Raw genomic sequence first — 18,687 nt, 5'->3', positions numbered from 1 at the left:
CGGAGCAGAATGCCGATTACGTACGATGTGAATCTTTCCATCCTTTTCACCGAGATCCCGTTGCTGGAAAGACCGGCCGCGGCGGCAGCATCGGGCTTCGGCGCGGTGGAGCTGTGGTGGCCGTTCGCCGGCCCGACGCCGCCGGACGCCGACCTGGATGCTCTGCAGCGCGCCCTCGACGACGCTGGAGTGCAGCTCGTCGGACTGAATTTTGATGCTGGTGACATGGCAAAGGGGGACCGCGGGCTGCTGTCCCGGCCGGCCGAGAGCGGCCGGTTCGTGGCGAACATCGAGGTGGCGGTCGGCTTCGCGCAACGAATGGGCTGCCGCACTTTGAACGCCCTCTACGGAAATCGCGACGCGGACACCTCGCCAGCGCGGCAGGACGAGCTGGCGGTGGAAAATCTGGTGCTCGCCACCGCGGCGGCGGACCGGATCGGTGCGACCGTGGTGGTCGAGGCCCTCAACTCGTACGAGAGTCCGCACTATCCGCTCACGTCCTCCCGCGCGGCGCTCACGGTGATTGATCGCGTACGCGCCGAAAGCGGGCTGCACAACATCGCGTTCCTGGCCGACTTCTATCACCTGCACCGGATGGGCGAAGAGTCGATCGAGCTGATCGACCGGGCCGCTGACCGGTTCGGACACGTACAAATAGCCGATGTGCCCGGCCGCGGCCAGCCCGGCACCGGGGCCATCCCGTACGAGCAGGTGCTCGCGCGGCTCGACGCCTCCGGTTACGCCGGTTATGTCGGCCTGGAATACAAGCCGGTCGGGCCGAGCGCGGACAGCTTCGACTGGCTGCCGTTCCGGCCGTCCACAGTGGAGGTCTCGTCGTGACCACCGTCGGGTTCGTTGGGTTGGGCATCATGGGTGCGCCAATGGCTGGCAATCTGGTCCGCGCCGGCTATCGCGTGAGGGGCTTTGATCTGGCCGAAAAGGGTCCGCGCAGCCTTCTTGAGGCGGGCGGCGAAACGGCCGCCAGCATTGCCGAGACGGTCAATGGTGTCGATGCGGTCATCACCATGCTGCCGGACTGGCCCCAGGTGGAAGCGGTGACCTTCGGGCCGGAAGGCGTGCTGGAGAACGTAAAACCCAGGGTGCTCGTCATCGACATGAGCACCATTCGGCCGCAGACCTCCCGGCGGATCGCGGAGGCCGGCCACACCCGCGGGGTGCGGGTCCTCGACGCCCCCGTCAGCGGCGGCGAAAAAGGCGCGGTTGACGGGGTGCTCTCCATCATGGTCGGCGGCGACGCCGACGATTTTGAGAGTGCGAAACCTCTTTTTGACGCGTTGGGCAAGACGGTCGTGCACGTTGGACCGCACGGCGCCGGCCAGACCGTGAAAGCGGCCAACCAGCTGGTCGTTGGCGGCACGTACGCGCTGGTCGCCGAGGCGATCGTGTTGCTGGAGGCGTCCGGGGTGGACGCCGGTACCGGTCTGGACGTACTCGCCGGCGGTCTTGCCGCCAGCAGAATTCTTGACCTCAAAAGGAAAACCATGGTCGCCCGGGAATTCGCTCCGGGCTTTCGGATCGACCTGCATCACAAGGACATGGGGATCGTGCTGTCCGCCGCGCGGGAGGCCGAGGTCGCGCTGCCGACCGCGGCCCTGGTCGCGCAGCTCATCTCGGCGGCCCGCCAGCAGGGCTACGGCAGCCTCGACCATTCGGCCCTGCTGAAGGTCATCGAGAGTTTTTCCGGACGAAAGGCCAGCCTGTGAAGCGCATTCCCTGCATGGAGGCCGCCGTCGCGGTGATGGAGTCGGAGGGCGTGGACACCATCTTCGGCATTCCGGGCGCGGCGATCCTGCCCCTCTACGCGGCGCTGCGGACAAGCTCCATCAAGCACCTCACCGTCCGGCACGAAGAAGGCGGCACTCATGCCGCTGACGGATGGTCAAGAGCGACCGGAAAAGTCGGTGTCTGCATCGGTACGTCCGGACCTGCCGGCACCAACATGATCACCGGCCTCTACACCGCGATGGCAGACTCCATCCCGATGATCTGCATCACCGGCCAGGCCGCCAGGGCGAAGCTGCACCAGGAGGCGTTCCAGGCGGTCGACATCGTGGAGATCGCCAAACCGGTGACGAAATGGGCCGTACAGCTCAAAGAACCGGCGCAGGCCGCCTGGGTTTTCCGGGAGGCGTTCCGGATCGCGCAGTCCGGCCGGCCTGGGCCGGTGCTGATCGACCTGCCGATCGACGTGCAGCGCGGGACGTGTCTTTACGACTCCACTGTGGACGCTCCGTTGCCGATCGAGGTGCCGGAGCCGTCGCCGCAGGGCATCCGGGCAGCCGTACAGATGCTGTTGCAGGCCGAAAGGCCGCTGATCCTGGCCGGTGGCGGTGTGATCATCGCGAACGCCGCCGACGAGCTGCGGAATCTGGCTGAGCGGCTGCAGATCCCGGTGCAGACCACCTTGATGGGCAAAGGCGCGTTTCCCGAAGACCACCCGCTCTTTGCCGGTATGGCGGGAATCCAGACGCAGACGCTGTGGGGCAACGCGGCCTTTCTGGAGAGTGACCTGGTGCTGGCGGTGGGCGCGCGATTTGGTGACCGGCACACCGGTGACCTGGAAACGTACCGAAAAGGCCGCAAATTCATCCACGTGGACATCGAGCCGACCCAGCTCGGCAAGGTTTTCGAGCCGGACCTGGGCATCGTGGGACACGCGCGGTCCACGCTGGCCGCCTTGGCTTTCCAGGCTCAGGAACTCGCTCCGCCCCGGCCCACCGGACGCTGGCCCGAACGGGTGGGGGAACTGCGGTCGACACTGGTCCGGCGGGACGATTTTGACGCCGTGCCCATCAAGCCGCCGCGGGTCTATCGCGAGCTCAACGAGTTTTACGGCCCTGACACCACTTTTGTCACCGCGATCGGGCTCTATCAGATCTGGTCCGGGCAGTTCCAGCGTACGTTCCTGCCGCGCCGCTATCTGGTGTGCGGTCAAGCGGGCCCGCTGGGCTGGGAGATTCCGGCCGCCATCGGCGTGAAATGCGCGTATCCGGACCGATCCGTCGTCGCGGTGGTGGGCGACTATTCCTTCCAGTTCCTGATGGAGGAGATCGCGGTCGCCGCGCAGTATCGGATCCCGTTCGTGATTGTCATGGTCAACAACGAATATCTGGGCCTGATTCGACAGGCCGAACTGCCGTACGACATGAATTTCGCCGTGGACCTGCATTACGGCGAGGGCGGCATCGACCACGTCAAGCTGATGGATGCTTTTGGTTGCCCGGCTCGCCGGGTGGATCGCCCGGAGGACATCGCCGGCGCGCTGGCGTGGGCGACCGCGGAGGCAGAGCACGCCCAGGTGCCGGTGTTGGTCGAGGTGATGGTCGAACGCGAGGCAAATGCCGCGATGGGGCCCTCTTTGGACAACATCGTGGAGTACGAGCCGCTGCCGAATCTGGTCCCTACGGCTAACACAGCCTAAGAAACCGGACTTCTTCCGGTCATCCCCTGGACATGAGGCAGCGGGAGGGCCACGATGTGGCTAAGACATACGGTATGCAATCTACAGTGGACAGGTGTGGCGGGGAGTTTGACTCGGCTCCCGGCCGCCAAGGCCGAGCAGCAAGGAGATGACCAGCGATGGCGCAAACGGCGACCGGTGATGCCGTGGCCGGCACGAACAATGCCGAGGTAGCCACCCCCGAAGTGATATCCGGTGGGCATCTGGTGGCGAAGGCGCTCAAGGCCGAAGGGGTGGACACGATCTTCACCCTCTGCGGCGGACACATCATTGACATTTATGACGGCTGCGTCGACGAGGGCATCAAGGTCATCGACGTACGCCACGAGCAGGTCGCCGCGCACGCGGCCGACGGTTATGCCCGGATTACCGGCACAGCGGGATGTGCGGTTGTCACCGCCGGCCCCGGCACCACCGACGCGGTCACCGGCGTGGCGAACGCTTTCCGCGCGGAGAGCCCGATGTTGTTGATCGGCGGCCAGGGATCGCTGTCCCAGCACAAAATGGGATCGCTGCAGGACCTGCCGCACGTGGACATGATGAACCCGATCACCAAGTTCGCCGCGACCGTGCCGGGCACCGCACGGATCGCGGACATGGTGTCGATGGCGTTTCGGGAATGCTACGTGGGTGCTCCCGGCCCGTCTTTCCTGGAGATTCCCAGGGATGTGCTGGATGCGAAGGTGCCGTTGGAGTCGGCGCGGATCCCGCAGGCCGGTGGCTACAAGGCCTCGACCCGCAGCGCCGGCGACCCGGCCGCGATCGAGAAGCTCGCGGATCTGCTCGTACATGCCCAAAAGCCGGCGATCCTGCTCGGCAGCCAGGTCTGGACCACTCGCGGGACGGATGCGGCCATCGATTTGGTGCGTACGCTCAATGTTCCCGCCTACATGAACGGCGCCGGCCGCGGTACGCTGCCGCCTGGCGACCCGCATCACTTCCAGCTTTCCCGGCGATATGCCTTCAACAACGCCGATCTCATCGTCATTGTCGGCACACCCTTCGATTTCCGGATGGGCTACGGGCGGCGGCTCTCCAAGGACGCGACCGTCGTCCAGATCGACCTGGATTACCGTACGGTCGGCAAGAACCGGGACATCGACCTCGGCATCGTGGGTGATGTCGGTGTCGTCCTCGCGTCGGTCGCGCAGGCCGCCAGCGGCCGCGAGGACAATGGCGCGACCGGACGCAAGCAGTGGCTGGAAGAACTGGCCGGTGTCGAAGACCAGGCCAAGCAGAAGCGGCTCCCGCAGTTGCTCTCCGATGCCAGCCCCATCCACCCGTACCGGCTGGTCAGCGAGATCAACAACTTCCTCACCGAGGACTCGATCTACATCGGTGACGGCGGCGACATCGTCACCTTCTCCGGCCAGGTTGTGCAACCCAAGTCGCCCGGCCACTGGATGGACCCGGGCCCGCTCGGGACCCTGGGGGTCGGCATTCCCTTTGTCCTCGCGGCAAAACACGCCCGCCCGGACAAGGAAGTGGTCGCGCTGTTCGGTGACGGCGCCTTCAGCCTGACCGGCTGGGACTTCGAGACGCTGGTCCGCTACAACCTGCCTTTCGTCGGCATTGTTGGCAACAACTCGTCGATGAACCAGATTCGCTATGGCCAGGCGCAGAAGTACGGACTCGCTCGGGAGCGGATCGGCAACACGCTCGGCGATGTGCACTACGACAAGTTCGCGCAGATGTTGGGCGGTTATGGCGAGGAAGTGCGTGACCCGAAGGACATCGCGCCGGCTTTGCAGCGGGCGCGCGAATCTGGCAAGCCGTCGCTCATCAATGTCTGGGTCGATCCGGACGCGTACGCGCCGGGAACCATGAACCAAACAATGTACAAGTAATCGTTAGCTTTCGAGCGGAGGCCGGCTCATGAGCAAGGCTCTGGAGGGCGTACGAGTCCTCGATATGACACATGTCCAGTCCGGACCGTCGTCGACGCAGCTGCTCGGGTGGCTGGGTGCGGACGTGGTGAAGCTGGAGACGCCTGGCCGCGGTGACATCACCCGCCAGCAGTTGCGCGACAAGCCCGGCGTGGACAGCCTCTATTTCACGATGCTGAACTGCAACAAGCGCAGCATCACGGTGAACATGAAAACCGCGGAAGGCAAGGAGATCTTCGCCGACCTGGTGAAGACCTCGGACATTCTGGTGGAGAACTTCGGTCCGGGTGTGGTCGACCGCTTCGGGTTCACCTGGGAGCGGCTGCAGGAGCTCAACCCGCGGCTGATCTACGCCTCCATCAAGGGATTCGGTGGCGGCAAGTTCGCGAAGTTCAAGGCGTACGAGGTCATCGCGCAGGCGATGGGTGGCGCGATGGCGACCACTGGCTTCGCCGACGGCCCGCCGACCGCGACCGGTGCGCAGATCGGTGACTCCGGCACCGGGATTCATCTGGTGGCCGCGATTCTGGCCGCGCTTTATCAGCGTACGAACACCGGCCGCGGCCAGCGCGTACAGGTCGCCATGCAGGACGCCGTGCTGAACCTGTGCCGGGTGAAGCTGCGTGACCAGCAACGGATCGCTTTGGGCCCACTGAACGAATATCCGACTCCGAACACCGGCGTTGAGGTGCCTCGGTCCGGAAACGCGTCCGGTGGAGGACAGCCCGGTTGGGCGGTACGGTGTGCGCCCGGCGGTCCAAACGACTACATCTACGTGATTATCCAGCCTCCCGGATGGAAGCCACTGGCCGAGCTGATCGGCCGGCCCGACCTGGTGCAGGACCCGCAGTGGGCGACGCCGGAGGCCCGGCTTTCCAAGCTGGACAAGGTCTTCGCGCTGGTCGAGGAGTGGACCGAAAAGCACACCAAGTGGGAAATCCTGGAGAAGCTGAACGCGCACGACATTCCTTGTGGGCCCATCCTGTCCACCCAGGAGTTGATCGATGACACGACTCTCGCCGAACTCGGCACGGTTGTTGAGGTCGAGCACCCCGAACGTGGCACCTTCAAGACGGTCGGCAGTCCGCTGAAGCTCTCGGACTCGCCGGTCGACGTCCAGCGGTCGCCGTTGCTGGGCGAGCACAACGAAGAAGTGCTGAGCGAGCTCGGTTACAGCGGCGACAGGCTGAAAGAGCTGCGCGCCGCCGGCGTCATCTGACCTGTCTTTACATCGGACCGGGTGGGTCGCTGACTCACGGTCTGCCCGGTAAGAAGGAGAACTCCAGCTATGGCTGAAAATTTTGACCGCGCCGCCGTTCAGGCGGTGCTTGACGAAGCCGCCGGGCAGGGCCGGGACTCGCTGACCGCCCTGGAAGGCAAGAAAGTCTGCGACGCGTACGGTATTCCCACGCCGGCCGAGGCGTTGGCGACCTCCGAGATCGAGGCGGTGGCTTACGCCGAGAAAATCGGGTTCCCCGTCGTCCTCAAGATCGTGTCACCGGACATCCTGCACAAAACCGAGGCAGGTGGCGTACTGGTAGGGCAGTCCACCGCCGAGGAAGTGGCCGCTGGATTTCGTACGATTGTGGCGAACGCCAAGGCGTACAACGCGGATGCCGAGATCCTCGGCGTCCAGGTGCAGCAGCAGTTGACTTCCGGCCAGGAGGTCATTATCGGTGCTACCACTGACACGACCTTCGGCAAGATCGTGGCTTTCGGGCTCGGCGGTGTGCTGGTCGAGGTGCTCAAGGACGTGACCTTTCGGCTGGCGCCGACCTCGCAGGACGAGGCGCTGTCGATGATCGACGGCATCAAGGCCGCGCAAATCCTCAAAGGTGTACGTGGTGCGGAGCCGGCCGACCGGGCCGCCCTGTCCACGATCATCCAGCGGGTTTCGCAGCTGGTGACGGATTTCCCGCAGCTGTCCGAAGTGGACCTGAACCCGGTGCTGGTGACCGCCAGCGGTGCGACGGCCGTGGACGTACGCATTCTCATCGATCCCGCTGCCGCGGTCGTGCCGGAGCGGTTCAGCCAGGAGGAGATCCTGGCCTCGATGAACCGCATCATGAAGCCGGCCGCGGTCGCGGTCATCGGAGCTTCCGCCGAAGAAGGCAAAATCGGCAACTCGGTGATGAAAAACCTGGTGAACGGCGGCTATCGGGGCGAGATCTACCCGATCAACCCGAAAGCCAGCGAAATCCTGGATCGCAAGGCGTTCAAGAGCATCGCTGACGTACCCGGCGACGTGGATGTCGCGGTTTTCGCCATTCCAGCGAAATTTGTGGCCGCGGCTCTCGAAGAGGTCGGTGCGAAGGGGGTCGCGGGCGCGATCCTGATTCCGTCGGGTTTCGGTGAGACCGGAAACCAGGAGCTGCAGGACGAGGTCTTGGCCATCGCGCGCAAGCACGGCGTTCGCATCCTCGGACCGAACATCTACGGCTATTACTATACGCCGGAAAACCTGTGCGCGACCTTCTGCACGCCGTACGACGTGAAGGGGCAGGTGGCGCTCACCTCCCAGAGCGGCGGCATCGGGATGGCGATCCTGGGCTTCAGCCGGTCCGCGAAAATGGGTGTCTCGGCGATCGTGGGGGTGGGCAACAAGGCCGACATCGATGAGGATGATCTCCTCACGTTTTTTGAAAGCGACGACAACACCGGTCTCATCGCGATGCACCTGGAGGACCTCAAGGACGGCCGGTCTTTCGCCGAGACCGCGAAACGGGTCTCGACGAAGAAGCCCATCGTTGTTCTGAAAGCCGGGCGTACGGCGCAGGGTGCCAAAGCGGCGAGCTCGCACACTGGTGCGCTGGCCGGCGATGACAAGGTTTACGACGACATTCTGCGTCAGAGTGGGGTTATCCGGGCACCGGGGTTGAACGACATGCTCGAATACGCCCGCGGCATCCCGCTGCTTCCCACCCCGGCCGGCGAAAACGTCGTGATCATCACCGGCGCGGGCGGGTCGGGCGTCCTGCTGTCCGACGCCTGCGTCGACAACGGGCTGTCTTTGATGGAGATTCCGGAGGACCTGGATCAGGCATTCCGGAAGTTCATCCCACCGTTCGGCGCCGCCGGAAACCCAGTGGACATCACTGGTGGTGAGCCGCCGTCGACGTACCGCAACACCATCGCCCTCGGGCTGTCGGACGAGCGTGTTCACTCGCTCATTCTCGGTTACTGGCACACCATCGTGACGCCGCCCATGGTGTTCGCGAAGCTGGTCGTCGCGGTGGTCGAGGAGTTCCGCGCCAAGGGCATCCACAAGCCGGTGGTCGCGTCGCTTTCCGGCGACATCGAGGTCGAAGAGGCCAGCGACTACCTGTACCAGCACGGGGTAGTGGCTTATCCGTACACCACCGAAAAGCCGGTGGCCGTCCTCGGTGCCAAGTACCGTTGGGCACGCGCCGCCGGACTACTGGGACCCGCGTCGTGAGCTTCGCCAACCGCGCGGCACAGGCCTCAGGGAAGGGAGGGACTGCACAAGGTCCATCCGTTTAGCAGAAAGAGGCTCAAGTGAGCAGTGCGGCAGCAACTTTCCAGGAGGTCACCGACCAGAACGGGCGTGTCTATCGGGTTGGCGAAACCCCGAGAGACATCATGGGGCGTTCCCGTAACTGGATGGTGTGGCTTCCCTGGATCGCCATGATGGCGGTGAGTGTTTTCGAGTACGGCTGGGGTGCGGCGACCACGACCCTGGAGAAGTCGTACGGCTGGTCCATTGGCGAGGTCTTCTGGATCGCCAGCCTGTGGGCGGTTTTCCAAGCGGCGGTGGCGTTCCCGGCCGGCCGGCTGCGGGAGAAGAACATCATTTCGGCACGCGCAGCGATGGTCGTGGGCGCCATTCTCAGTGGCGTCGGCTATTTCACCATCGCCAACAGCGGCAACCTGGTGGTGGCGTTTGTCGGCTATTCGGTGCTCGGCGGCACCGGCGCCGGACTCGTCTACGCCACCTGCATCAACATGGTGGGCAAGTGGTTCCCGGAAAAGCGCGGTGCTCGGACCGGATTCGTCAACGGCGGATTCGCGTACGGTGCGGTGCCCCTCATTTACATTTTCAGCTATTTCTTCACACCGGGAAACTTCTCCATCGTGCTCAACCTGGTCGGCGCCTACATGCTGGTGGCGGTCCTGCTCTGCGGCGTCTTCTTCATGGATCCCCCGAAGAACTGGTGGCCGAGCGAGATCGACCCGGTGCGCTGGGCGAACGATCGCAAGGCGAACACCAGGCTTGCCAAAAACCCGCCCGCGGTCAAACAGTTCTCGCCCATGCAGGCGATTCGTACGGGCATGCTGCCGTTGATGTGGTTGTGCCTGGTCATCATTGGTGGCGTCTCGCTTTTCGGGATCAACTTCGAGGTGCCGTTCGCCAAGGTCAGCGGCTTCGGTCCCTTCGTGGTGGCGTCCGCGGCCGGCATCCTGTCGGTCGTCAACGGCACCGGTCGGGCCCTGGTCGGCTGGCTGTCCGACCGGCTTGGCCGCAAGCAAACCCTCACCCTGGTGCTGCTGGTGGCGGCCGCCGCACAGTTCGGCGTGCTGTGGTCCGGCAACATTCACAACCTGTGGCTGTTCATGTTCTTCGCTTTTGTCACTGGCTTTGGCGGCGGCGCTTTCTATCCCCTTTTCGCCGCTCTGGTGCCAGATTACTTTGGCGAGAACAACAACGCCACAAACTATGGCCTAGTTTACAGTGCGAAGCTTTTCGGCGGGATCGGCGGCGGTGGAATCGCCGCCGGGATCATCGTGGTCTGGGGCTACACCGGCGCCTATCTGTTGGCTGGTGGTATCGCGATCCTGGCCGCGGTCCTCACGCTTTTCCTTCGACAACCAGGACATACGTCAGGGAGCAACCCCTCATCCCCGGCCGGCCCGGCGGTCGACGCGATGACCGCACCCCGTTCCGGCAGCGCAACGGGCTGAGTCTTCTTACCCGTACCAAAGAAATGTTTCACCCGCCCCTCGCCAAGGACGGCACTGTCCGTCCTTGGCGTCGACTCATCGCCCGACGGTGACCGGGTTCTCCCGGCCCGGTCACCAGCTCCGCCGGGCGGCAACCGGCGGTGCACAGCAATTGCTGGAAAGAGACAAGCATGAGCGTAACAACGAATGGTTTCACTGAGGTTAAAGATCAGAACGGCCGGGTGTATCGCATGGGTGAGACACCTCACGATATTATGGGCCGGCCGCGTTGGTTGATGGTTTTGTTGCCCTGGATCGGCATGCTCGGCATCAGCGTCTGGCGAATACGCTTTCGGGGCGGCCGAGGAAACTCTGCACGAAGCACACGGCTGGTCTTCGGTCCACATCTTCTGGCTGCTGGGCGTCTGGGTGTTCTTCCAGGCCGCGGTGCTGCCGATGATGTGGCTGTGCTTGTTGATGACCTCCGGAATCAACATTTTCGGCATCGCCTTCCAGGTGCCGTTTGGCAAGGAAATGGGCTTCGCGGCCGCCATCGCGGCTACTGGCGCGGCGCTGAAATCAATCGTCAACGGCACCGGCCGCGGTGTTATCGGTTGGATTTCCGACAAGTACGGCCGGCGGCAGACCCTGGTGTTGGTGTGCATCGTGCTGGGGCTGGCGCAGTTCGGCGTGTTGGCGACCGGGCTCATGCAGAACCTGGCGCTCTTCCTGCTCTGCTCGATGATCTCGGGCTTTGGTGGCGGCGCCATCTTTCCGCTCTTCGCGGCCATGACGGCCGACTATTTCGGGGAGAACAACAATGCCAGCAATTACGGCATGGTCTAACAGCGGGAAAGTGGTGAGCGGCCTGTTCGGCTCCGGTGTGGGTGCCCTGGTGGTGGCGTCCTGGGGTTATTCGGGAGCGTTCGTGCTGGCTGGCTCGATTGGTCTGATGGCTGCCGGGCTGGCCTTCATGTTGCGCCAGCCAGGCCGAAAACTCGTACGACCGCAACCGGTAGCCCAGGAGGTGTCCTGATTTACTGAGCGGCCGCCCGCTGCTCGTGGTAGGCCTGCCGGGTCCGCTCGGCGTGCTGGTGCATGGTTTTGCTGGCCAGCTCGGCGTTGCCGGCCGCGATGGCCTTGATCAGGTCGGCGTGTTCGGTCCAGGCATCCTTGCCGCGAGGGCGAGCGATCGGGGTGTAATACCAGCGGACCCGGCGGTCCACCATCGCGATCATCTCGGCCAGCACCTTGTTCCCGGACAGGTTCGTGATGCAGGTGTGCAGGTTGGCGTTGGCGACCACCAGGCCCTCGGTGTCCGCCGATGCCAGCGCCTCGATGCCGATCTGCTGCAGCTCCCACAGGCGCTGCACGTCCTCGGCGGTGGCCCGGCCGGCGGCCAGCTGGGCGGAATGCGTCTCCAACACGACGCGTACGCCCAACAACTGGTCGGCCTCCTCGTCGGTGGGGGTGTGCACGAAGGCGCCCTGCGCCGGCCGGAGGTCGACCCAGCCCTCGGTCTGCAGTCGCTGCAGGGCTTCTCGTACGGGCTGGCGGCTGACCCCCAAATACTCCGCGAGTTCCAGCTCGACGAGGTGCTGGCCGGGTTTGAGGGTCTGGTTCACGATGAGCTCGATCAGCGCGTCGTACACGGCCTGACGCAGCGGCGCCGGCCGCTCGACCCGGCGGGTGGCCCCCTCGCCCAGCAGACGGGGGCGGCCCGGCGGGCGTCCCTTGGAGCCCGGAATGCCGGCGGCGGGTTGCGTCATCGGAACCTTCTCTTCCTCAGTGCTCTGGGCAAAAGCCAAGCTCTCCGAGGATACAGGTTTTGGTATGCAAAAGACATTGGCGGGCGGGGAGTCCTGCCGAGTAAGGAACATTTTACCCGCTAACCCTTGACGGCATTCTGTAGATCGTATGCAATCTTACTTTGGCCGCCATACCGAATGGGGTATGACATGAAAGTCGCAGTCCTTGGCGCCGGTGCGATTGGCGCGTACGTTGGCGCCGCCTTGCACCGAGCTGGCGTCGAAGTCCACCTGATCGCCCGCGGGCCGCACCTGGTCGCTCTTCAGGACCACGGTGTGTACGTCAAAAGCCCGCGCGGCGACTTCCACGCACACCCGTACGCGACCGCCAACCCGGCCGACGTCGGACCGGTCGACTACGTGTTCCTCGGCCTCAAGGCGCACTCGTACGCCGGCGCCGGCAAGCTGCTCGCGCCGCTGCTAGGCCCGCGGACGGCCGTGGTGGCCGCCCAGAACGGGATCCCGTGGTGGTATTTCCACGGGCTCAAGGGGCATCCGCTGGAAAAGCATCGCATCGAGGCAGTTGATCCTGGCGGTGCGACCAGCGCCGTTTTGCCGACCTGGCGGGCGATTGGTTGCGTGGTCTACTGCTCGACCGAAATCCAGGCGCCGGGGGTGATCCGGCATCTGGAGGGCACCCGGTTCTCGATTGGCGAGCCGGATGGCAGCATTTCCACCCGCTGCCTGGAATTCAGTGACGCGATGGTGGCCGGCGGGCTCAAATGTCCGGTCGAACCGAATCTGCGGGACGATATTTGGGTCAAACTGATGGGAAACGTCGCTTTCAACCCGCTCAGTGCGCTCACCCGGGCGACCATGGCCGAGATTTGCGCTCACGAGCACACCCGCGATCTGGTAGCCCGGATGATGGCCGAAACCGTCGCCGTCGCGAGGGCCGCTGGCAGCAATCCGCAGGTGTCGATCGATCGGCGGCTGGCCGGTGCGGAAAAGGTCGGGCATCACAAGACTTCGATGCTGCAGGACCTGGAAGCCGGGAAGGTGTTGGAAACCGACGCGATTATCAGCGCTGTCGTGGAAATCGCCGAGCTGACCGGGGTAGCCGCGCCCACCCTGCGTAACGTCAACGCGGCGATCACCCTGCTCGCCCGCAAAGTGGTCCCGCCCCCGATGGCCGCGGCCGGATAGCCGCTTTGCCGCCGAATGTAACGAAACGGTCCGCCCTTTCGTTACATTCGGCTGAGGCGGGCCGGGAGTGTGCGGCCTACGCTCTCGGGTGTGACTCTGGTTGAGCGTGACGTGCTCGTCGAGCGGCTGGGCGCGGTGAGCGCGGCCGCTCGGCGTGGCGCTGGTTCGCTCGTCGCGGTCGCCGGTGAGGCGGGGGTCGGGAAGACCTCGCTCGTACGGGAGTTCTTCGGCTCCGAACAGGCGGTTTGGGGCTTCTGTGAGCCACTCTCGACGCCGCGTCCGCTCGGGCCGTTCCAGGACATCGCACGGCAGATCTGGCCGGCGGAGCAGGATTTCGACGTCGACGACATGCGGGAGCGGCTGCTCGCGTGGGTACGTCGTACGCCGACTCCGCTGGTGGTCGAAGATGCCCACTGGATCGACGACGCGAGCGCTGACGTCCTGCGGTTCATCGGCCGGCGCATCGACACGTCCGCGGGGTTGTTGGTGGTGACCTACCGTGACGAGGTGGACGGTGACCATCCGCTGCGCAGGGTGCTCGGTGACCTGGCCAGCGCGGCCGGCGTCACCCGCGTCACGGTCCCGCCGCTGACCAGGGCCGGCGTCGCGGAAATGGTCTCCGAGACCGAAATCGACGCGGCCGAGGCGTACCGACTGACCAACGGAAATGCCTTCCTGGTGAGCCAGTTGCTGCTCGCGCCGGACGGTCGGGTGGCGGCATCGACACGCGATGCCGTGGCGGCCCGGGTGGCCCGCCTGTCACCTTCCGCACGCGGTGTCGTAGAGCTGCTGTCGGTGATCGCCGGGCGAGTCGGCGCGGAGTTGCTCGGCGCGGACTGGTCGCGGCTCGACGAACCGGTGGTGGCCGGGCTGCTGCGGGTGGACGGCGCGGTCGTGGAGTTCCGGCACGAGCTGGTACGGCTCGCTGTCGAGCAGGCGCTGACGCCCGGACAGCGCCAGGACCTGCACGCGGACGTCGTACGCCGAATGGTCGCGCAGGGCGACATAGCTCCGGCCACGATCGCGTACCACGCCCGGCACGCGCACGAGCTGGAGCTGGCCTTCACCAGCCAGCGGGCGGCGGCCGAGCGGGCGGTCGCGCTGGGCGCGCACCGCGAGGCCGCCGAGCACTATCACCAGGCGGCAGCGGACGGAGCTGGCCTGGCTTCCCAGACCGAGCTGGCGCGGCTGTGGTTGGCGGCCTCCCAGGAGGCGTACCTGGTCGGCCGTGACGAACAGGCGTTGGCGACTGCGCAGCGGGCGGTGGAACTGTGCCCGCTGCAGGAGCCGTTGCTGCGTGGCGAGGCGTTGTGGTGGCTGAGCCGGGTGACGCCTGCGGACGCCGAGTCCCACCGGCTCGCGCTGGCCGCTGTCGAGATCCTGGAGCCGCTCGGACCGTCACCGGACCTGGCCGCCGCGCTGGCCCATCTGGGCACCAACCGGATGCTGGCGCGGGACCTGACGGCCGGCATCGCGCTGTCCCGGCAGGCGGTCGACCTCGCGTCCGAGGTCGGCGACCAGGCAAGCCTGACCTGTGCTTTGCAGGCATTGGGCAGCGGGTTGACGATCACCGGACAGGACCCCAGCTGCGCGCACCTGTGGCGTGCCGTGCAGGTGGCCAAGGAGGCCGGGCTGGACGGAGAGCTCGGTCGCGCCTACGCGAACCTCATCTCGGCGGCCGGCGAGGCGAGGCTGTACGACGCAAGCATGGCGGCCATACCTGAGGCGCTCGACTTCTACGTGGCTCGTGACCTGGACGGACACGCCAGCTACGCGCACTCCTGGTATGCCCGCTGCCTGTTCGAACAGGGCCGCTGGTCGGAGGCGGCGAGATGGGTCACCGAGGCGTTGGCCCGGCTGGTCGAGCCGCGCGCGATCACCGGGATCGTCGCCTGGAGCATCCAGGGCCGACTCCGGGCCCGGCGCGGCGATCCGCAGGTGTGGGAACCGCTGGACGAGGCAAAACGGATCGCGGACATCAGCGGATCGCTGCAGCGGCTGACGCCGGTGATGGCGGCGCGGGCGGAGGCGCGCTGGCTTGCCGGCGTACGAGACGACGGCGCCTCGGGTCTGCGGCAGGCGTACGAGCTGGCGGTGGAACGCTCGAACGCGTGGTCGATCGGCGAGCTCGGGCTGTGGATGTGGCGGCACCAACTGATCGACGCGGTGCCGGCCGCCGCCGCTGAGCCGTACCGGCTGCAGGTCGACGCCGACCCGGTCGGGGCGGGCCGGGCTTGGACGGAGCTCGGCTGTCCGTACGAGGCGGCCGACGCCTGGTGCGACTCGGACGATGCCGTCGTCGTGCGGGACGCGCTCGATCGCTTCACCGAGTTGGGTGCCCGGCCCGGCCGGCTGCGAGCCGCGCGCAAGCTGCGGGAACTGGGGGTGCGGTCGATCCCCCGTGGCCCGCGGGTCAGCACGGCGGCCACGCCGGACGGTCTCACCGCCCGCGAACAGGAAGTGCGGACGTGGATCGTGGCTGGCCACACCGACGCTGAGATCGCGGCCGGGCTCCATCTCTCGATCAGAACGGTGGGCCATCACGTTTCCGCTGTGCTGCGCAAGACCGGGGCACGGTCCCGGCGAGAGCTGCGGCGGCGTACGAGCTAAAGATAGGGAACCACTCCCCATGTGAGCGTCGGTCCACACTGCCATCGTTGTCCACACATCGTCCCGATGTTCTTTCTGTGGCAACGAAAATGGAGTTGATTCCGATGTGCTCTGGCTACCGTGTGTCGCTCGGATGAGCCAGGAGTTCGCCGAGCTGATTGGCGCGCGACGCTGGCAGGAAGCCGAGTTTCTCTTCAAGCGGTACGGATATCAGCTCGCTTGGTGGGAGGATCCGGGCGGCGAGTTCTACGAGAGTTGGGCGGACTCGGTGGTCGACACCGCGCCGGCCCGGGCTCTCGAGCTCTATACGAAGTCGTTGGACCACCGCTGTCTCTTTGCGTCCTGGGTCACCGCTGGTGGCGACGGCCCGGCCCGTACGGCCGCAGCCGATGCCGTACGAGCGAAGATCCTGCGTCTCGCTGTACGCCTTTAAAGCGGAGGCCGGCGAGAAGCCCAGGGAGCGGCTTGTTCCAGTTGCGACGCGACCCGCAAGAGCAGGTCTTCGCGGCCGTACGCGGCGACGAACTGGACGCCGATCGGGAGGCCGTCGGGCGTCCAATGCAGCGGCAGGCTGATCGCTGGCTGGCCGGTGGTGTTGAAGGGCGGGGTGAAGGGCACGTACTTCCCGGCGGTCATCAGCGGGGCGATCGGGTTGGCCGGGTCGTGGGCGAAAGTGCCGATCGGGGGCGGCGGCGCGGCCATGGTTGGGGTGACCAGCAGGTCGAAGCCGTCCGCCCACCACTGATACACCGCCCGGCGGAACAGGCCGTTCATCGCCAGCCCCTGCGCGTAGTCGACCGCGCTGTGCTGACGGGCACTGGCGGCAAGGGCCCAGTTGAGCGGCTCGACCTCGTCCTCGGTGAGCTCGCGGCCGAGCGTTTCGGCCGCACGAGCGAGGTTGACGGCCATATTGGTGCCCCACATGACCGCGAAGAACTCGCGAAACTTCGGGTCTATAAGTGCGGACGGGAAGCTGTCCTCGACGTGGTGGCCGAGGGATTCCAGCAACGCTCCGGCGTTCTTCGCGGCGGTCAGGTTCTCGGCTTGGGCGAGCGGATGCTGGGTGACCACGCCGATGCGCAGTGAGCCCGGATCGGCGCCCACCTCCTGCGCGTACGGGCGGATCGGTGGCGCGGCGATGACCGTGTCGCCGACACCCGGGCCGCGGACGGCGTCCAGCAGGCCGGCGGTGTCCCGGACCGTACGGCTGACGCCGAGGTCGACGCCAAGGTTGCTCTCGTCCCGGTTCGGGCCCATCGTGATGCGGCCCTGTGACGGCTTCAGGCCCACCAGACCGCAGGAAGAGGACGGAATCCGGATCGAGCCGCCGCCGTCGCTGGCATGCGCGATCGGCACCATGCCGGCGGCCACCGCGGCGGCCGACCCGCCGCTGGAGCCGCCGGCCGAGCGGTCGGTGTTCCACGGATTGCGGGTCGGCCCCCAGGCCAGCGGCTCGGTGGTCGGCAGGCTGCCGAACTCGCTGCTGTTGGTCCGGCCCAGGGTGGCCAGGCCTGCGGCCCGAAACCGGGACACCAGCGTGGTGTCCACAGTGGACCGGATGGCGGCTTCTTTCAAAGCCCTGTTGCCATTGCTCAGTGGCTGGCCGGCGTACGCGGCGAACAGGTCCTTGAGCAGGAACGGCACCCCGCGGAACGGGCCGGCGGGCAGGTCGTCGGCGGTCGACCGGGCCTCGTCGAACCAGTGGACCACGACCGCGTTGAGGGCCGGGTTGAGCGCCTCGATCCGCTCGATCGCGGCTTCCACCAGCTCGCTCGGTTTCACCTGACCGGAGCGGACCAGCTCGGCCTGGTCGGTGGCGTCCATCCAACGGGTGTCGTCCGCGAGCGAGGTCATGCCGCCGTTTCTAGCACAGGCCAAAGTCAGGGGTCAGGGGTCAGGCGAAGGCGTTGACGCCGGTGAGGTCCGCGGACAGAGTCCAGAGCCGGGCGGCCTGCGCTGGGTCGGTGGCCCAGTCAAGGACGCCACCGGTGAAGTTCTCCGTGGTGACCGCGCGTTCGGCGATGTCGCAGTTCTCGCAGTAGACGCCGCCCATGCCGGCCAGCTGCGGCGAGGTCGCCGCCCACACCTGGGTCGCGGCGCCCTCCTCGGGCGTCTTGACGTTCGGGATGGTGGGGTTGCCGTTTTCGTCGACCCAGCCAATCGCGACCATCTCGGCAGGGTCCATGTGCCGTTGCAGCGGCGTCATGATGCCGCCCGGATGCAGCGCGAAGGCGCGTACGCCGGCGTCCTTGGCGAGCGTGTCCAGGTGCACGGCGAACAGCACGTTGGCGGTCTTGGCCTGCCCGTACGCGGCCCACTTGTCATAGCCACTCTCGAAATTCAGGTCGTCCCAGCGGATCGGGGAGCGGCGGTGGCCGGCTGACGAGACGGAGACGACTCGGCCGTGGCCAGCGGCGATCGCCGGCCACAGCCGGTTGATCAGCGCGAAGTGGCCGAGGTGGTTGGTGGCGAAAGTGGACTCCCAGCCAGGCCCGAGGCGGGTCTCGGGCGGGGCCATAATCCCGGCGTTGTTGATGATCATGTCGATGGCGCGGCCGGAGGCCAGGAACCGCTCGGCGAAGGTGCGAACGCTGGTCAGGTCACCCAGGTCGAGCGCCTCGGTCTCGACGTTCTCGATGTCCTTCAAGGCCTCCTGGGCGACCTCGGGCCGCCTGGCTGGTACGACGACGTGTGCGCCCGCGCCGGCGAGCGCGCGCGTCGTCTCCCATCCCAGGCCCGAGTATCCGCCGGTCACGACCGCGAGTTTGCCGCTCAGGTCAATGCCCTTGAGGACCTCGACGGCGGTGCTGCGTGCTCCGAAACCGGAGCCGATCTGGTGCTGCGATGTGGTCATATC

At 66.1% G+C, this 18,687-nt stretch carries 15 protein-coding genes; 12 read left to right on the top strand and 3 right to left on the bottom strand.

The window, feature by feature from the left end; all coding sequences use genetic code 11:
* Nucleotides 1-9 precede the first annotated feature (9 nt).
* From ABD301_RS19065 to ABD301_RS19025, 9 genes are all read left to right on the top strand, one after another.
* The gene (locus ABD301_RS19065) at nucleotides 10-840 is read left to right on the top strand and encodes a hydroxypyruvate isomerase family protein (RefSeq protein ID WP_163569401.1); all 831 of its coding nucleotides are present in this window, start codon (nucleotides 10-12) and stop codon (nucleotides 838-840) included.
* Entirely contained in the window at nucleotides 837-1,724 is an 888-nt protein-coding gene (locus ABD301_RS19060; protein ID WP_344311596.1) for a 2-hydroxy-3-oxopropionate reductase, read from the top strand. The genes ABD301_RS19065 and ABD301_RS19060 overlap by 4 nt, the downstream gene beginning before the upstream one ends.
* Entirely contained in the window at nucleotides 1,721-3,442 is a 1,722-nt protein-coding gene (gene gcl / locus ABD301_RS19055) for a glyoxylate carboligase (RefSeq protein ID WP_344311595.1), read from the top strand. Before ABD301_RS19060 ends, gcl begins: the two co-directional genes overlap by 4 nt.
* A 158-nt stretch (nucleotides 3,443-3,600) precedes the next feature.
* Nucleotides 3,601-5,328 carry a thiamine pyrophosphate-binding protein gene (locus ABD301_RS19050; RefSeq protein WP_344311593.1) on the top strand — a complete coding sequence of 576 codons (1,728 nt, stop codon included), beginning with the start codon at nucleotides 3,601-3,603 and terminating at the stop codon, nucleotides 5,326-5,328.
* Between the two features lie 28 nt (nucleotides 5,329-5,356).
* Nucleotides 5,357-6,586 (top strand): formyl-CoA transferase, encoded by a 1,230-nt coding sequence (gene frc / locus ABD301_RS19045; protein ID WP_344311591.1) that lies wholly within the window; start codon nucleotides 5,357-5,359, stop codon nucleotides 6,584-6,586.
* 69 nt (nucleotides 6,587-6,655) lie between these two features.
* Entirely contained in the window at nucleotides 6,656-8,803 is a 2,148-nt protein-coding gene (locus ABD301_RS19040) for an acetate--CoA ligase family protein (protein ID WP_344311590.1), read from the top strand.
* Between the two features lie 80 nt (nucleotides 8,804-8,883).
* A complete protein-coding gene (locus ABD301_RS19035) occupies nucleotides 8,884-10,287 on the top strand; it encodes an OFA family MFS transporter (protein WP_344311588.1) in 1,404 nt (467 codons plus the stop codon).
* 408 nt (nucleotides 10,288-10,695) lie between these two features.
* A complete protein-coding gene (locus ABD301_RS19030; RefSeq protein WP_344311587.1) occupies nucleotides 10,696-11,112 on the top strand; it encodes an MFS transporter in 417 nt (138 codons plus the stop codon).
* Nucleotides 11,087-11,302 (top strand): hypothetical protein, encoded by a 216-nt coding sequence (locus ABD301_RS19025; protein WP_344311586.1) that lies wholly within the window; start codon nucleotides 11,087-11,089, stop codon nucleotides 11,300-11,302. Before ABD301_RS19030 ends, ABD301_RS19025 begins: the two co-directional genes overlap by 26 nt.
* Before the next feature lies 1 nt (nucleotide 11,303).
* Here ABD301_RS19025 and ABD301_RS19020 read toward each other — a convergent pair whose 3' ends face one another.
* Entirely contained in the window at nucleotides 11,304-12,035 is a 732-nt protein-coding gene (locus ABD301_RS19020) for a GntR family transcriptional regulator (RefSeq protein ID WP_344311585.1), read from the bottom strand.
* Between the two features lie 189 nt (nucleotides 12,036-12,224).
* Between ABD301_RS19020 and ABD301_RS19015 the strand changes: the two genes are divergently transcribed.
* The 3 genes from ABD301_RS19015 to ABD301_RS19005 all read left to right on the top strand — a co-directional run bounded on the left by ABD301_RS19015 (nucleotide 12,225) and on the right by ABD301_RS19005 (nucleotide 16,263).
* Nucleotides 12,225-13,220 carry a 2-dehydropantoate 2-reductase gene (locus ABD301_RS19015; RefSeq protein WP_344311583.1) on the top strand — a complete coding sequence of 332 codons (996 nt, stop codon included), beginning with the start codon at nucleotides 12,225-12,227 and terminating at the stop codon, nucleotides 13,218-13,220.
* A 90-nt stretch (nucleotides 13,221-13,310) separates the two neighbouring features.
* Nucleotides 13,311-15,830, top strand: coding sequence for an ATP-binding protein (locus ABD301_RS19010; protein ID WP_344311582.1), 2,520 nt, complete (start codon nucleotides 13,311-13,313; stop codon nucleotides 15,828-15,830).
* Between the two features lie 133 nt (nucleotides 15,831-15,963).
* Nucleotides 15,964-16,263: a hypothetical protein gene (locus ABD301_RS19005; protein ID WP_163569397.1), complete on the top strand. Its 300-nt coding sequence runs from the start codon at nucleotides 15,964-15,966 to the stop codon at nucleotides 16,261-16,263.
* On the opposite strand, the gene ABD301_RS19000 is transcribed toward ABD301_RS19005, so the two are convergent.
* Nucleotides 16,260-17,684 (bottom strand): amidase, encoded by a 1,425-nt coding sequence (locus tag ABD301_RS19000; protein WP_344311581.1) that lies wholly within the window; start codon nucleotides 17,682-17,684, stop codon nucleotides 16,260-16,262. The genes ABD301_RS19005 and ABD301_RS19000 overlap by 4 nt on opposite strands.
* A gap of 40 nt (nucleotides 17,685-17,724) precedes the next feature.
* A complete protein-coding gene (locus ABD301_RS18995) occupies nucleotides 17,725-18,684 on the bottom strand; it encodes an SDR family NAD(P)-dependent oxidoreductase (RefSeq protein ID WP_344311580.1) in 960 nt (319 codons plus the stop codon).
* Nucleotides 18,685-18,687: the final 3 nt, after the last annotated feature.

This window comes from Fodinicola feengrottensis, from assembly GCF_039530045.1.
Taxonomy (GTDB): domain Bacteria; phylum Actinomycetota; class Actinomycetes; order Mycobacteriales; family HKI-0501; genus Fodinicola; species Fodinicola feengrottensis.
This window is presented reverse-complemented; position numbering and strand designations above follow the sequence as displayed.

Excerpts from the sequence above, each read along its gene's own strand:
- ABD301_RS19020 (WP_344311585.1), bottom strand. The coding sequence starts at position 12,035 with ATGACGCAACCCGCCGCCGGCATTCCGGGCTCCAAGGGACGCCCGCCG.
- ABD301_RS19015 (WP_344311583.1), top strand. The coding sequence starts at position 12,225 with ATGAAAGTCGCAGTCCTTGGCGCCGGTGCGATTGGCGCGTACGTTGGC.
- ABD301_RS19000 (WP_344311581.1), bottom strand. The coding sequence starts at position 17,684 with ATGACCTCGCTCGCGGACGACACCCGTTGGATGGACGCCACCGACCAG.
- frc (WP_344311591.1), top strand. The coding sequence starts at position 5,357 with ATGAGCAAGGCTCTGGAGGGCGTACGAGTCCTCGATATGACACATGTC.
- ABD301_RS19025 (WP_344311586.1), top strand. The coding sequence starts at position 11,087 with ATGCCAGCAATTACGGCATGGTCTAACAGCGGGAAAGTGGTGAGCGGC.
- ABD301_RS19065 (WP_163569401.1), top strand. The coding sequence starts at position 10 with ATGCCGATTACGTACGATGTGAATCTTTCCATCCTTTTCACCGAGATC.
- ABD301_RS19050 (WP_344311593.1), top strand. The coding sequence starts at position 3,601 with ATGGCGCAAACGGCGACCGGTGATGCCGTGGCCGGCACGAACAATGCC.
- ABD301_RS19040 (WP_344311590.1), top strand. The coding sequence starts at position 6,656 with ATGGCTGAAAATTTTGACCGCGCCGCCGTTCAGGCGGTGCTTGACGAA.
- ABD301_RS18995 (WP_344311580.1), bottom strand. The coding sequence starts at position 18,684 with ATGACCACATCGCAGCACCAGATCGGCTCCGGTTTCGGAGCACGCAGC.
- ABD301_RS19005 (WP_163569397.1), top strand. The coding sequence starts at position 15,964 with ATGAGCCAGGAGTTCGCCGAGCTGATTGGCGCGCGACGCTGGCAGGAA.